16 protein-coding genes and 1 pseudogene are annotated in these 13,810 nt (G+C 43.5%); 13 read left to right on the top strand and 4 right to left on the bottom strand.

What is annotated here, in order from left to right; all coding sequences use genetic code 11:
• Window positions 1-34: 34 nt before the first annotated feature.
• The 4 genes from FSB75_RS06355 to FSB75_RS06340 all read right to left on the bottom strand — a co-directional run bounded on the left by FSB75_RS06355 (window position 35) and on the right by FSB75_RS06340 (window position 2,980).
• Window positions 35-1,063 carry a DUF5777 family beta-barrel protein gene (locus FSB75_RS06355; RefSeq protein ID WP_146784433.1) on the bottom strand — a complete coding sequence of 343 codons (1,029 nt, stop codon included), beginning with the start codon at window positions 1,061-1,063 and terminating at the stop codon, window positions 35-37.
• 20 nt (window positions 1,064-1,083) lie between these two features.
• Window positions 1,084-1,464: a cytochrome c gene (locus FSB75_RS06350; RefSeq protein ID WP_146784430.1), complete on the bottom strand. Its 381-nt coding sequence runs from the start codon at window positions 1,462-1,464 to the stop codon at window positions 1,084-1,086.
• A 22-nt stretch (window positions 1,465-1,486) separates the two neighbouring features.
• On the bottom strand, window positions 1,487-2,275 hold the full coding sequence (locus FSB75_RS06345; RefSeq protein WP_146784426.1) for a YceI family protein: 789 nt from the start codon (window positions 2,273-2,275) through the stop codon (window positions 1,487-1,489).
• Between the two features lie 225 nt (window positions 2,276-2,500).
• Entirely contained in the window at window positions 2,501-2,980 is a 480-nt protein-coding gene (locus tag FSB75_RS06340; RefSeq protein WP_146784422.1) for a hypothetical protein, read from the bottom strand.
• 309 nt (window positions 2,981-3,289) lie between these two features.
• Here FSB75_RS06340 and FSB75_RS06335 point away from each other — a divergent pair, with 309 nt between their 5' ends.
• The 13 genes and pseudogenes from FSB75_RS06335 (at window position 3,290) to FSB75_RS06275 (ending at window position 13,769) form a co-directional block, all read left to right on the top strand.
• Window positions 3,290-3,625 carry a hypothetical protein gene (locus FSB75_RS06335; RefSeq protein ID WP_146784419.1) on the top strand — a complete coding sequence of 112 codons (336 nt, stop codon included), beginning with the start codon at window positions 3,290-3,292 and terminating at the stop codon, window positions 3,623-3,625.
• Between the two features lie 340 nt (window positions 3,626-3,965).
• The gene (locus FSB75_RS06330) at window positions 3,966-4,400 is read left to right on the top strand and encodes a DUF6010 family protein (protein WP_146784417.1); all 435 of its coding nucleotides are present in this window, start codon (window positions 3,966-3,968) and stop codon (window positions 4,398-4,400) included.
• Window positions 4,401-4,468: 68 nt separating this feature from the next.
• Window positions 4,469-5,143 carry an adenylate/guanylate cyclase domain-containing protein gene (locus tag FSB75_RS06325; RefSeq protein WP_172623076.1) on the top strand — a complete coding sequence of 225 codons (675 nt, stop codon included), beginning with the start codon at window positions 4,469-4,471 and terminating at the stop codon, window positions 5,141-5,143.
• A gap of 8 nt (window positions 5,144-5,151) precedes the next feature.
• Window positions 5,152-5,727 carry a helix-turn-helix domain-containing protein gene (locus FSB75_RS06320; protein WP_146784411.1) on the top strand — a complete coding sequence of 192 codons (576 nt, stop codon included), beginning with the start codon at window positions 5,152-5,154 and terminating at the stop codon, window positions 5,725-5,727.
• A gap of 451 nt (window positions 5,728-6,178) precedes the next feature.
• The gene (locus tag FSB75_RS06315; protein ID WP_146784408.1) at window positions 6,179-6,367 is read left to right on the top strand and encodes a hypothetical protein; all 189 of its coding nucleotides are present in this window, start codon (window positions 6,179-6,181) and stop codon (window positions 6,365-6,367) included.
• A gap of 76 nt (window positions 6,368-6,443) precedes the next feature.
• Window positions 6,444-6,569 (top strand): annotated as a pseudogene (locus FSB75_RS06310) (multicopper oxidase domain-containing protein); the annotation flags it as partial.
• Window positions 6,570-6,899: 330 nt separating this feature from the next.
• Window positions 6,900-7,763, top strand: a complete 864-nt coding sequence (locus tag FSB75_RS06305; RefSeq protein WP_146784405.1) for an AraC family transcriptional regulator — start codon at window positions 6,900-6,902, stop codon at window positions 7,761-7,763.
• Between the two features lie 93 nt (window positions 7,764-7,856).
• Entirely contained in the window at window positions 7,857-8,078 is a 222-nt protein-coding gene (locus FSB75_RS06300) for a hypothetical protein (protein ID WP_146784402.1), read from the top strand.
• 18 nt (window positions 8,079-8,096) lie between these two features.
• Entirely contained in the window at window positions 8,097-9,002 is a 906-nt protein-coding gene (locus tag FSB75_RS06295) for an NAD(P)/FAD-dependent oxidoreductase (RefSeq protein WP_146784399.1), read from the top strand.
• A 266-nt stretch (window positions 9,003-9,268) separates the two neighbouring features.
• A complete protein-coding gene (locus FSB75_RS06290; RefSeq protein ID WP_146784396.1) occupies window positions 9,269-9,865 on the top strand; it encodes a short chain dehydrogenase in 597 nt (198 codons plus the stop codon).
• 111 nt (window positions 9,866-9,976) lie between these two features.
• Window positions 9,977-11,320 (top strand): serine hydrolase, encoded by a 1,344-nt coding sequence (locus tag FSB75_RS06285; RefSeq protein ID WP_146784393.1) that lies wholly within the window; start codon window positions 9,977-9,979, stop codon window positions 11,318-11,320.
• A 530-nt stretch (window positions 11,321-11,850) separates the two neighbouring features.
• Window positions 11,851-12,276: an SUMF1/EgtB/PvdO family nonheme iron enzyme gene (locus FSB75_RS06280; RefSeq protein ID WP_146784389.1), complete on the top strand. Its 426-nt coding sequence runs from the start codon at window positions 11,851-11,853 to the stop codon at window positions 12,274-12,276.
• A gap of 50 nt (window positions 12,277-12,326) precedes the next feature.
• A complete protein-coding gene (locus FSB75_RS06275; protein ID WP_227990796.1) occupies window positions 12,327-13,769 on the top strand; it encodes an alpha-L-fucosidase in 1,443 nt (480 codons plus the stop codon).
• Window positions 13,770-13,810 lie beyond the last annotated feature (41 nt).

Genomic DNA, 13,810 nt, shown 5'->3' with positions numbered 1-13,810 from the left:
CACTCAGGACTTCATGGAGGCAAAGGTTAACGGATTAATAGTTCCATAACCTGGTTACGTTGAAGCCAATCAGGAATTGCTTAATGGTAATAGGTGAATGAAACGCTTTACCAGTCCACATGCTGTTCTGATTTTCAAGATTGTTCCGTGCCGGGTTTAGGTACGAATAGTTTCCCATGAACACCTGGAAGGCGTGGTTGCTGGTAGTAAACTCAAAGCCGAGCGAAATGTTTGGCGCCGGGTTATTCACCACGTGTTTGGTGAGAGGCTGGTCGTAATTGACAATGATGTTTGTTACGGTTGTCAACTTGTAACGTCCGGAGAAAGCGATTGCGAAATGGTCGTGCTTCATCTGTCCCGCTACCACCTTTGTCGCGCTGTCAACGTATTTGTAATAACCGTTTACAGCGTTTTGGTGTGTTACGCTTGGCGCCACTTGTATTGACAACTTCTCAGTAATCTTTCTTGCGATAATGAGTTGGTGAAAGAACTTAAACCTGTCAGGCGAAGCGCCCAATCTTTTTGCAAGAAAGTCACCTTTTTCTTTCAAAGCCTCGGTTCGGAACAAACTGTTGTCCGGGTCTTTTCTTGAATCATACGCCGCATTGGTGTAGTAGGTTACACTCACGGGGTAAAGACCGTTAGTTTGTTTGATGATGGCGTACTTCGCATTGAAATCCCATAGCATGTTGTCCTTCGTAATGCCGAAGCCAACATAGAGTTTGTTGAGGGGCGAGTAATTAAAGCCCAGGCGGATGTTGGACGGCGCAAACAAACCCCAGAAGTTTTCATATCCTTTTCCAACGGTTCCAAAGCGGTGCATGATGTCCATCTCGAAAGTCTTCTTCACCGGCACCATCACGGTTTGGTTGTCAATGATCCAAACACTGTTGAACGTGTTTTTCACCGGCTTTGGTTTTATGACTGCCGGCGCTTCTGCCGCTGCGCTGCTTTGTGCCGTTGTGCTGTCTGTTTGTGCCTGTACGCCACAAACCAAGCAAATGGACAGGAAGAAAAGAGCAGCCCGGCTGACATTTGTTTTATGAATGAATTGCAGTTTCATGTCTTTTGATTTTAACGTCATTAATTGTTGGGCGCACCGTTTCGTATCCAGTCGTAAACTTTCTTTTTGTCAAGCGGTGAAGGAATGTAAGTGCTCATTTCGCCGTTGATCATTTGGTAAACTTTGCTTTGCTTCGGTATCAATGTGTTTACGTAGATGCCGTTGTTCAGCGACTTGTAAGCGTTGTCCGTTGTCAGATCAGGCGAGTGACCGCCAGTGGCGTGGCAGCCCGAAAGAGCGCAGTTTTTCGAAAAGATCGGAACCAGATCATCTTTAAAACTTACAGCCATTGGCGGGCCATCGGGGTCTGCTTGTGTAATGATGTCTTTGTAGCAGCCGGTTAATCCCGCGCCCAGTCCTACGAGGAGCACAAGGCACGCGGAGATGTATAGTGCTTTCATTTTTGTAGATTTTAGAGGTTGCTTACTTGTTGTTGAAATTCATGTTGCACTCAATCTCGATTTTGTCGGCTACACTGGTGCTGGTGATACCAAAGTCGCGGCAGCTGAATTGGAATTGAAGTTGCAGGCCAAACACATCGTACCCTGCGGCGGTGCCAATTTGAACTGTTTGACGGGGAACATACGCAAGCTTACCAGGAATGCTGATTGTTTTCGGTGCTGTCAACCCACCTTTGAACGTCAGGTTCAGCGTTACCAGGTATCCTGCGCTGGAAGGATCGAACTCAACTTTTGTTGTCTCGATTTTAGCCAGGTTTGTCGGCGTTAAATTCTGCGTTCCGGTTACCACGGCTACCGTGCCAAGCGTGGTAATGTTGCATCCGTTATCTCGTCCCGGCTCGCCGGTATTGGAGGTGTTTATTTGCACATACCCGTTGAAGAAGGTTTTGGAAGGATCGCTTTCGTAAAAGGCCCAATCCGCATCCACCAAAGGCTGGCCTGTGGTTACATAGTTAATGGCTTTGGCATCGGTTACTTTTGCCATCCCAAACTGGTTGAAGCGGCCCGTGAGTAAACCCGCAGCGCCCATGTACCGTGTTTGCCACATAACGTTGGAGTGGACTTTGTCGAGCTTCCATTCGTTTGTGTTGCCGGTGGTCATGTTCCCCGGGAGCAATACAGCAGTTCCGCGTTTGACGCTAACGGCAGATGACTCGATAAGTTGATCGTCGTGCCGGCAGGCAACAATAACGGCCATGCTTAATACATACATTACTATGATGATGTAAGGAGCTTTGAAAAACTGTCTCATAAGAAAGATGTTTGCATTAATGAATTAATTTAAAATCGGCTGCAAACTATTTTCGGTTTTTTAACAATTCTGTGACAAGTGTCAACGATAGGTATGAGGTTTATCAGGCAAGAGATTTAGCGGGAAATACAAGGCGTTGCCTTACGACTTGTGCATCTTGAATAAGCCGGCAAACTGACCATGCAATTTTTCGTGAAAGGGTTATTGTTTAGCTGCGCACGAGAATTATGCAGCAGTACCGGCTTCGGAAAATCTACGCTGTGCGATAGCTATCAGGCGAAACGCAAATACAATTATAAAAAAAAGAAGAAGAGGACCGTTGGCAAGAAGAAACTTCGTTTTCTCTTCGGCATACCAGGGAAGCTTCCGGTCAGTAAAACCCAGAAAAGGATTTTCGGAAATGGCGTCAAACCAAAGTTTGAATCCATACAAAAGGGTAAGATTTATAACAACGGCTAAAAAAGACGCCATAGCTTTTTGGCGGTTTCCCAATGCGGAAAATGCATACAAGCCAAGGTAAGAAAAATGGTAAACAAGAATGAGAAATCCAACGGCCAGGATCTGCCCGGGTTCTGGTTTTAAAACACTTCCATTGCCGGTTTCAAGTTTCAGCAATACCGAACGAAAGAAAAACAGGAGTCCGCAATAAACGAATAAAAAGATGACAACGGCTGTGAACCACCTTGTTTCTGTTTGTTTTTTCAATACCATATTGTGTACCCTGCTGCAAAGTTGAAAGATAAAATAAAGGCATTACGATTTGAGTTCTGTTGACAGCAATCAGTGTTCATCCTAATCGGCATCAGGCCTTTTCCGTCACAGACCGGTACTTTTAAATAAAAAATCGATGGAAAGAATTGTACGAGTCGTAAACACATATAAAAACCATCAAACTTCAATAGATACCGCCCGGGTAGCGGATCTGCCAGTTTTTATCAGGCCTCATTAATTGAGCTTAAATTCTACCAAAGTCGCTATGGCATTTTCATTTACAATTTGCTTAAATTCAAAACCATGTTTTTGCACATCAATGATCGAATGACGATTGAAGAAGTTCAAGATCGTTTCCACGAATGTTTCCCGAACCTTGAAATCGCATTTTATTCAGCCCCGTTACGAGGCATAAGCCTTCACAGTGAATCATTTCGTTTGGCCGAATACGACCGAATTGAATACGTACGTCAATATCACTACAATGGCGCACTGGAAATTAAATCATGGTTCCCGGTAGCCAGGGTAGAGCAAGAATTAAAAGAAATGTTCGATTTAAATGCACGCATCTTTCACGTTGGCAATGATGGAGAGCCAATTGAGTTACTGCAATACGACGAGTTACTTCGGAAGCAATAAAGAATTTGAATTTTGTACGAAGCGAACAGCGGTTGCTTGTTAACGGTTTGCCCCGATGCAGATTGAACGAAAGCAACAAGGACAGGAACTGGAAGCCTGCATTAATACTTTTAGAGCCTTCCCGCATCAGCGTGATGATGACTACTGAATACGCAGATGTGCATTTATTAATCCTTGTGTACGCAAGTTTACAAGTTTGTATTTATTGGCAAAGGAAATCAGATCCTGAACCTGTCCGTTTCTGACACCTGTATGTCTTATATCGTCATTTGATACCGTAACACCTTTGCATTGTTAACAGTTGCGGCTTTCAGAGCTTTCATAAGACAAACCAACTACTTTGATAGAATCAATTTCAGGAATTGTTGTTGCGGTTTTGATCATTCTGCTTTGCCGGATGCTATCACGGTATTTCACGGTTAAGCTTATTGCGGCAACCAATTTAGTCGCGATTGCGTTTATTTATGTCGGTTTTTCGTTGAAGGGAAACCCGGTTAATTTAATTATCTTAGAAGTAGGCGTTGCTTTGATTTTATATTTTTTGGCAATTGTTGGCTATACCCGGAATGTTTTATTAATAGCCTACGGGATTCTACTTCACGGCCTGTGGGATGTAGTTCACCATAAAGGCGTCCCCATACAAACCGGAGTACCGGGATATTGGCCAACCTTTTGTTTCGTTGTGGATGTTGTTGACGGCTTGTTCTTTCTTTTTCTTTTCAAAGCGCAAAAAAGCCGTACTCTGAGTTCCCCGGAGTCAACCGCCAAGGCTTAAGCCTAAGCATGCAATCAGACCCTTTGTTACTACCGACTACGAATTGTTGCCTTCAAAAAACAATGGTCATGGAAGAAAACATTGCTGTCTTAATGGCCGACCTGTCCGGTTATACGGCGCTTACCGAAACACACGGTGCTGTTTCTGCAGCAGACCTCATTGACAAGTATTTGGAAATAGTACAAGGTTGCCTGGTTGGCGACTGTAAACTAATAGAACGTACCGGCGACGAAGTGATGATCGTGTCGGCATCATCCGATTTTTTACTTTCCACTGCCGTCATGATTATGACGAATGCCTCGAGGCAAGAGAACTTTTTACAGGTTCACGGTGGACTTCATTACGGGAAGGTCTTAAAAAGAAATGGCAGCTATTTTGGATCTGTCATTAACCTTACGTCCCGAATAGCTGCTAAGGCAACGCCAGGCAATTTTTGGTGTTCAGAAGACTTTCTTTTGGCCGTCAGCGATAAGTCTGCATTCACGTTTGAACCGAAAGGGAAACACCGCTTTAAAAACATTAGTGATGACATGGAAATAGCAGCGTTGGTAAATACAAGCGCCGAAGCCTTCGTTGTCGATCCCGTTTGCCGGATGCTGATACTGGATAAAACAGCGGCCATCCAACATCCGGAAACCCCGGTGTTTATTTTTGTTCGCAGGCTTGCCTCTGTAGTTTTGCGGCCACAACGACGGCCGGTCCTTCGGTTGCCTAGCCGTTTTCTCAATCTTCCCAAACCCTAACGTTAGTTATGTCGGCGAACATTCTTCTCGTTAAAAACATGGTCTGCCACCGCTGCCTGCTGGCGGTAGAGAACGTTTTGGCAAATGCTTCTGTACCGTTCCAAAAAGTGACGGTTGGCGAAATTTACCTGGAACAACCGCTCTCAGACCAACAATACGTTTCACTGAAGTCCGGCCTTGCCGCAATCGGGCTTGAACTGATCGATAACCGAACGAGCGGATTAGTTGAAAAAGTTAAGCAGCTCGTTATAAAAAAAGCAAGAGGCGAAGTGAATGAGAAGGAAAGTAAATTGAATCTCTCGGCTTACCTGTCGCAAAATCTGTATCACGAGTACACATACTTGAGCAGTCTTTTCTCTTCCGTTGAAGGGCGCACCGTTGAAAACTATTTTATCCAACAGCGCATTGAGAAAGTAAAAGAATTGCTCGTGTATAACGAAATGACGCTGGCCGCCATCGCCTTTGAAATGAACTACAGCAGCGTGGCGCATCTCTCCAGTCAGTTCAAGCAAATTACCGGTCTTACCCCTTCGCACTTTAAGAAAGTAGGTTCCGTAAAACGCAAGCTGATTGACAGGCTATAACCCAAAGTTCTGTAACTCTTACCCAAAGTGATGTAACAACAACCGGCTCCGCTGATACTAGTTTTGTTTTATCAAAATCACGTAAACAAGTAAAACAAAAAATCATGAAATTAGCATCCCGATTGCGCAGCCTTGCGCCAAACGACAAACTGAAATGCGACAACCCCAACTGCACTTGCGACAACTGCAACTGCGGTAGCCATTACGCTTGTGAAAATTGCAAGTAAGTAAGCTTTCTGTTGCTTAAACTGTAAGCCACTCTTTATAAGAGTGGCTTATTTAATCGCTTACAACTCAATCAACAATCATGAAAAGGGTATTCGTCGTTGTAGTTAAGCCAACCGATGTTTCTTGCTTTCAATGATTGTCCTTTTCTGACACCATACCGTCCTGAAACAGCCTGAGAGCGAGTCTACTTTTACATCATCAAAAAACAACTAAAAAAATTCAAATGAAAAAGATTGCTTTTGCCTTACAAGTGCTCACGTTGGTCACAATGTTACCGCTGTATGTGATTATTGAAATGAATCACGAACCAAGGGCCACAACAGGAAACAATGCTGTCGCAGCGGTTAGCAGGAACTTAAAAACCATTCCTGCGGATCCCCGCATGACCCAAGTTTTTAAAACGAAAATTTAGACTCCCGTTGTTCGGCAGAATAGAAAGGTAACAAGTTCCCAAAAATCAAAACCGGTAGCCGGATAACCGGCCCGGCAAATGGATGTATCATTGTCACATACTGGAATACCACGCGGCCGGCACGATGGCAAATTTTGAAGTGATTGACGGGGCTCAGACTTCTGTGCCATTAACTAGCGGAGCCGTCTGCCACAGTCATTGATAAAAAAGATCTTTAAAACTTATCAATACAAATGGGAAGAAGTTACACTGGTGTTTTACTTAATCAACCTTCATCACCATGCACAACGCACATTTAAACCCAACGCAAAATCCGGAAGGTGAGTTTATCCAAACTGTATACGTCCACCGATACGAAACTATAATTAAAGAATAATTGCACTTCTTAAAGCCAGACGAATATTTAAACAAAGGACACGTGAAAACAGCGACCTTTAAAATAGTTTGTTAGGAACCGTTATGCTTGAAGCAGAGCAAACAGGTTCAAACCTTCGTAAAACTTACCCCCTGTTTGCAGCCAAAAGAATAAAAGATGAATACAATACCGATCAGACACATTGCCGCGGCCACCAAGGAATCAAGTAGTTTGGGCCGGTTCAGTATTCGCGATGTTTCGGGGCTGCTGAATGGAAGTGATTTATCTCACGATCTTCATAAACATGACTTTTTCTTTGTTCTTGCCTTGCAAAAAGGAGCAGGGACGCACGAGGTTGACTTTATTCGATACAATATAAGTGACGATTCCATTTTCATTCTTCGTCCGGGCCAGGTTCATCAACTTCATTTAAACGCGGGAAGCCAGGGCTTCCTGATGGAGTTCGATACAACGTTTTACCACCCGAGCGACAACCAGCCAAACCAACGGTTGAAAAAAGCAAGCGCAAAAAACTTTTGCGAGCTTGAGACGGCGCGGTTCAAGAAATTGTTCTCATTATTAACCCTTGTTTCGGAAGAGTTCACGAGTAAGCAAGAGGGGTACATAGAAGTGATACGAGCTACTCTCGATATTTTTTTTATAGAATTTATCCGGCAAAGCCGCGGTTCTCAGGACCTAACAAAAAAAACGAACTCTTATGCGCAGGAACGTCTTGAAGATTTTTTGGAACTCTTGAGCGTTCACATCACCAGCCAGAAACAAGTCTCTCAATACGCTGAGCTGATGCGCCTGTCCTTGTATCAACTGAATGCCATTACCAAGGCAACCATCGGCAAGCCTGCTTTGGAAGTAATAAACGAGCAAATTATCCTGGAAGCAAAACGATACTTGCTCGCCACGCCCAGCCAGGTGAAAGACATTGCCGATCGTTTAGGCTACGAAGACATCTCCTACTTTATTCGATTCTTCAGAAAGCATACTTCTTATTCCCCCGAAGCGTTCAGACAGAACTTCAAATAAGTCCTACCAAACTGCGTCATTGTCCTGCCGCGTCGCCTGCTTTGAGAGGTAGTTTTGTATCGAAAAAATTGATAACAAAAGAAACGTTCGGGCATGAAAACAAAAAGTAAACTAATCGCATCGCTAAAGATTTGGACAGTCATTTATCCCTCCATCACGCTGTTTCTTTACCTTTTTGCGGAGCTACTGTCTCCCTTTCCCTTGTATATAAGAACGCTGATACTGACGCTGGTATTGGTTCCCTGGATCGTCTTTGCGGGTGTGCCCTTGATAGACGTTATCGTCCGGCAACTTTCGGTAAAGAACAATAAATAATTCTTAAGCCAATAAACTATGCATAACAACAATTTCGACGTAATCATCGTAGGCGGAAGTTATTCAGGGCTTGCCGCCGCAATGTCCCTGGGCAGGGCATTGAGAAAAGTGCTTGTTATTGATAGCGGAAAACCGTGCAACCGGCAAACGCCTCACTCGCATAATTTTCTTACGCAGGATGGAAATACTCCAAATGAAATTGCTGCACTTGGAAAGAAACAAGTACTACAGTACGATACGGTCACCTTCGTGAACGGCCTGGTGATAAACGGCGCCGAAACAAAAGATGGTTTTCAAATTCGGACAGAAGCCGGTTCTATTTACACTGCGAAGAAGCTAATTTTTGCAACAGGAATAAAGGACATTATGCCCGACGTTCCAGGCCTTGCTGATTGCTGGGGTATTAGTGTTATTCACTGCCCTTATTGTCATGGATACGAAGTGCAAAAACAAAAAACGGGCATATTGGGCAACGGCCACTACGGCTATGAGTTCTCTGCGCTTATTTCGAATTGGACGGCCGACCTCACCCTTTACACGAACGGAAAGTCAACTTTAACCGTTGAGCAAGCGGCAAAAATCCATCAGTACAATGTCGCAATCGTAGAAGATGAAATATTGCATTTGGAACACACGCATGGATACGTTCAACACATCATCTTCAAGAGCGGGAGGAAGGCGTCGCTCACGGCTCTTTATACACGTTTGCCTTTTATACAACATTGCCCGGTTCCCCGATTTTTAGGATGTGAATTAAATGAAGACGGATACATCAAAATAAATCCGGCGTATAAGACGAGCGTTCAGGGCGTGTTTGCCTGCGGAGATAATACAACTCGGTTACGTTCAGTAGCAAACGCGGTGGCAGCGGGTACCGCGGCGGGAATGATGGTGAGTAAAGAATTAATAGATGAGGCATTTTAGTCCATCAAAAATGCAAGGCAATACAATGTCTCAAGGCTAGCGATCAATTTCAAATTATCAAAAATCAATCATGAAACATTTATTCACAGTCAGGAAAATTCATTCTGTTTTGTAAGCAGTGTCGACGGTCTTTTGTTCCTTACTGAACACTTCAAATTAGCCAGGGTGTAAATTGATTAATCTCCGGCTTAACTCTACTTTCTTGTTCTGCATCGGCAACTTTCCGCAAAATCTCATTTATCATCTAATTAAAACAATTCGCAAAAATGAAAATAATTATCGTCGGTGCAACGGGCACAATGGGGAAATATTTAGTAAGTGCATTTGAAAAAGAGCATGAGGTTGTAAGAGTGGCAAGCAACGGTGGAGACATTCGATCTGATATTACTTCTGCTGCTTCAATAGAAAACTTATTTAGGCAAACGGGCGCATTTGATGCGCTGATATCTACGGCGGGACCGACTTACGTAGGCCCTTGGATAAACCTGACAGACAAGACGTTTCGAAAGGGAGTGGAAGGTAAGATGATGGGGCAAATCAACCTGGTGCTTATCGGACAACACTATATCAATCCAAAGGGGTCATTTACGTTGATATCCGGGGCTTTAACATACGATCCACAAATCAACTTTGCCAATGCATCGGCTGCAAACGGAGCCGTTGAAGCCTTTGTGCGTGCGGCGGCAATCGAACTACAGATGGGCATTCGCATTAATGCAGTAAGTCCGACGGTCATTGAAAATTCGCCTCAATATTTTCCTTATTTCCCCGGCGACATTCCGGTAACCATGCAACAACTCGAATACGGGTTTCGTAAAAGTGTTTTTGGCGCGAACACCGGTCAGGTAATAAGGCCTTACTGACTTTTAAAAGAGCTTACAGTCTATGCAAATGCCTAAACTAGCTCCGGTATATGAAGATGTTTATAGTGGTTCTCGATACGTTTCTGACGGATGCTTCTCTAAATAAAAAACATGAGAAAACAATTACTGTTAATCATTATCACTATTTGTACAGCCACAAACGTCTTTGCGCAGCCGCAGCTCAATCAGAAGATAGCAGCACTGATAGAGAAAGCGGTTGGTCTGTACCGCTTTAACGGCTCTATCCTGGTATGCAAGAACGGTAAAATAGTGTTTGAAAAAGGGTATGGCTATCAAGACATTCAAAGCAAGGTTAACAACACCGCTAACACGGTTTTTCAAGTCGGTTCGATGACCAAACAATTTACCGCGACCGTCATTTTAAAATTAGCCGAGCTGAAAAAACCATCGCTTGACAACAAAATCAGCGTCTACTTTCCACAACTTAAAAGGGGAGCTGAAATCTCGATTAAAAACTTACTCACCCATACGTCGGGTCTCGCTGAAATATTTCGGGATACTTTGTTTCTCAAGGAGAACAAGCAACGGCCAATTACAAGGGAAAAGTTGCTTTCCTTTTTTATCAACAAGCCGCTTTATTTTACTCCGGGCACACAGTACGCTTACTGCAATTCCGGTTATGTGCTTTTGGGTTTGATCATTGAAAAAGTAAGCGGTAAAACCTATGAGCAAAATGTAAGGGATTATATTTTGTCTCCCTTGAAAATGACGCACAGCGGTTTTGATTTTGCCAGCTTAAAAAGCGGTCAAAAAGCTACAGGTTACACCAGGTTTTCAAAAACGAAGAATACTTCGACCTTGCCTTGGGACTCAACCGCTACATACTCGGCGGGATCGCTGTACAGTACAGCCGGTGACCTTTATCTGTGGCATAAAGGCTTGCAAAACCATACAATAATTTCAAAGGAAAATTCAGCCAAAGCAAATGCTCCGTTTCTGGCAGGTTATGGCCTGGGCTGCTTCATTGATACGTTGTATAAAAAGCAAGTCATTTCTCATGGTGGAAACATAGAAGGCTTTACGAGCTATTTTGGCCGGATACAGGATGACGACGTGTGTGTTATTCTTCTCAATAATATTTATAACCGGGAGATAGAATCCATTGGAACGGCTGTTCTGGCTATCCTTTATGATAAACCTTATCGTTTTTTTGAGCCGATAAAACTAACCGCAGAGACACTAAAAAAGTATGTAGGGACTTATGAGATCAACACCGACTATCACATAAAAATTACAAGATCAGGTGACCGGTTATATGCTCAAATTCAGGCCGGGCCAAAATTTGAAATTGTTGCCGATAAAGAGAGTTCGTTTTTCGTGAAAGAAGAAGACATCAGGATTAAATTTCGAATCAACCCGGACATGACTTATACACTTGTGTTTTACAAGGGACTTAATTCTAAAATTGGCGATAGGGTTGATAATAAAAAATAAGGTTATGGTTGTGTATGTCCCTAAAAATCGGATGGTTTAGAGTTAGATTTTTCTCGTTAAAGTCAAAAACTGTCAAATTTTCTCTCAAGAGAAAACTTTATAGCACAAACCAACTTAGAACTTCAAAACCTGCGACGTATCCAACATTCAATCGCTCGATTTTGCCAATTAAGAGGAAAGGTTAGGAAGGGAGCGCCGGTATTTTCCGCCCGTCCGAAATTTTGGCAGAATGCTCCCTCTTTTTCGAAATTTTAGCATCCTTTGTCCAATAGCCAAAGAATTATTTTTATGCCCGTATAAACTTCTCCAGTATAAAACTGCTTGCGGTGAAACAAAGAACCTTGCAGCACCTATCGTGAAAAACATACGAAATGAAAGGCATATTGAAGAAGAGCAAACAAAACTAAACCGGTGTTCAGGCAAATCAATCTATTGGCTATTTGTATAGCGATCGTTTTTTTCATCAACGGTTGTAACGACAGCGGTTTAGACGCACCGGTAAAACAGCAAAAGGCTTTGTTCATATATGCATGGCAGTGCCCGCACATTTTAGCGCCAGCACACAGTCATCGATTCGTTTTGGCGGCGATAGCTCTACCACCGGGATGGTCTTGATACCTGGCGGAACGTTTGAAAGGGGCGGCGATAATGAGCTGGCATTAGCCAATGAGTTTCCAAAGCACAACGTAACGGTTGATGGCTTTTACATGCATATAACCGAAGTAACCGACGCACAGTTTCAAATATTTGTAGACGCTACCGGTTACATTACAGCGGAACGCCGTCCTGATTGGGACGAACTAAAGACACCGGACTTGAGCACACAGGATTCCGACGCGTTAAGGACATTAAAGTTAAATAAGAAACGCTTGTTGATATTTTTCACATCGCCAACTGAAATGGATTTATTCCTAAACCAAATCGAAACTGGATATCAATACTCTTTATGCGTTTAAAACTAAACTGTCAACCGGTGTTGATCCTTTCTGCACTGGCGATAATCTGCATGCATTCAACCGCACAAATATTGCAACCGGCTACGTCGCCAAACGCAGCACAAAAGGAATTGATGAAACGGGGCTACGGCATGTTCATTCATTTTGGCGTCAATACATTTACCGATGTGGAATGGTCGGATGGCACCACGCCTGCGAGTGCGTACAATCCTACAAACCTTGACCCGGACCAGTGGGTGCGCACAGCGAAAGAAGCAGGCTTTCGTTACGGGGTATTGATCACAAAACACCACGATGGTTTTTGTTTGTGGGATAGTCAATTCACCGATTATGATGTTGCGGCATCGCCGGTGAAAACAGATGTCGTGAAAGCCGTGGCAGATGCTTGCAAAAAATACGGGTTGCAGTTTGCTATTTACTATTCACTTTGGGACCGGCATGAGCCGTCCTTTAACGACAAAAATCCGCAGCTATACATTGACTACATGCTCCATCAACTAAAAGAACTCTTTACCAACTACGGTCCAATTTGTGAGCTGTGGCTCGATGGTGGCTGGAAAAGGGCTCCTTCGGATTGGGGCATTGATCAAATTTATAAATTGGTGAAACGGTACAACCCAAAGTGTGCCGTCAGTGTCAATCACACCATTGTAAATGAAGAAGGCAAACGCAAGTTCACACTGCCTTCTTTAATGACGGAAGACAACAGATATTATTTCCAATACTTCCCAAGCGATTTCAGGTTGTGGGATCCGAAGCTCATTACCAAATTTGATAAGAAACAATACCAGCATGAAGGTCAATCGTACTACCTGCCTTTTGAGCATACCATTTGCCTAAGCAGTCGTTGGAACTGGTTTCAAAAATCAGCGCAACTTCCCGTGAGAGCGTTGGACGAACTGCAGGAATTATTTTACTGGTGTACGGATAATGATAATTCACTGGTTATAAATGTGCCGCCCGATAAAACCGGGAGAATAAGAGAATACGAGGCGCTTGCCGTAATTGAATTGGGAAAACGATTGGGCTTGTCGGCAAAGGGGCCGTTGCCAAAAAACGGGAAATTTATTTCGTTGCGAAAGCCCGCCGTTGCCAGCAGCGAAGCCGTTGGGAAAGATGCGCAATTCAGCGCATCATTTGTCAATGATGGAAGCCTTGACAGCCGGTGGATGGCGGCAGATACGTTGGCTGAAATCACGATCGATCTTGATCCTGCAGAAGAATTTAATAAGGTCAGCATTTTTGAATACGAGGATACAAAGAATTTGCCCGACGGCTTTTCACAACTCCGAACCAGTAGGATAAAGGAGTATAGCATTGATATTTTGCAAGGTGGGCAATGGCAAACGATTTACTTAGGCACGGAACCAATGGGTGATTGCAAAGTAGTCAACTTGCCACGAAACTATAAAACCGCTAAGCTCAGATTTAAAATTTTAAAGGCGTCAGCGCCACCTTCTTTGTATGAATTATCTGTAATAAAACGCTTGTAGTTATATCTCCTATAGGTTTTTGATGCCGAATAAAATAACCA

Origin of the sequence: Flavisolibacter ginsenosidimutans, assembly GCF_007970805.1 — a bacterium.
Taxonomy (GTDB): Bacteria; Bacteroidota; Bacteroidia; order Chitinophagales; family Chitinophagaceae; genus Flavisolibacter; species Flavisolibacter ginsenosidimutans.
This window is presented reverse-complemented; position numbering and strand designations above follow the sequence as displayed.

Coding starts and splice junctions, on each gene's coding strand:
- FSB75_RS06355 (WP_146784433.1), bottom strand. CDS start 1,063: ATGAAACTGCAATTCATTCATAAAACAAATGTCAGCCGGGCTGCTCTT.
- FSB75_RS06350 (WP_146784430.1), bottom strand. CDS start 1,464: ATGAAAGCACTATACATCTCCGCGTGCCTTGTGCTCCTCGTAGGACTG.
- FSB75_RS06345 (WP_146784426.1), bottom strand. CDS start 2,275: ATGAGACAGTTTTTCAAAGCTCCTTACATCATCATAGTAATGTATGTA.
- FSB75_RS06335 (WP_146784419.1), top strand. CDS start 3,290: ATGTTTTTGCACATCAATGATCGAATGACGATTGAAGAAGTTCAAGAT.
- FSB75_RS06325 (WP_172623076.1), top strand. CDS start 4,469: ATGGAAGAAAACATTGCTGTCTTAATGGCCGACCTGTCCGGTTATACG.
- FSB75_RS06320 (WP_146784411.1), top strand. CDS start 5,152: ATGTCGGCGAACATTCTTCTCGTTAAAAACATGGTCTGCCACCGCTGC.
- FSB75_RS06315 (WP_146784408.1), top strand. CDS start 6,179: ATGAAAAAGATTGCTTTTGCCTTACAAGTGCTCACGTTGGTCACAATG.
- FSB75_RS06305 (WP_146784405.1), top strand. CDS start 6,900: ATGAATACAATACCGATCAGACACATTGCCGCGGCCACCAAGGAATCA.
- FSB75_RS06300 (WP_146784402.1), top strand. CDS start 7,857: ATGAAAACAAAAAGTAAACTAATCGCATCGCTAAAGATTTGGACAGTC.
- FSB75_RS06295 (WP_146784399.1), top strand. CDS start 8,097: ATGCATAACAACAATTTCGACGTAATCATCGTAGGCGGAAGTTATTCA.
- FSB75_RS06290 (WP_146784396.1), top strand. CDS start 9,269: ATGAAAATAATTATCGTCGGTGCAACGGGCACAATGGGGAAATATTTA.
- FSB75_RS06285 (WP_146784393.1), top strand. CDS start 9,977: ATGAGAAAACAATTACTGTTAATCATTATCACTATTTGTACAGCCACA.
- FSB75_RS06280 (WP_146784389.1), top strand. CDS start 11,851: ATGGCAGTGCCCGCACATTTTAGCGCCAGCACACAGTCATCGATTCGT.
- FSB75_RS06275 (WP_227990796.1), top strand. CDS start 12,327: ATGCATTCAACCGCACAAATATTGCAACCGGCTACGTCGCCAAACGCA.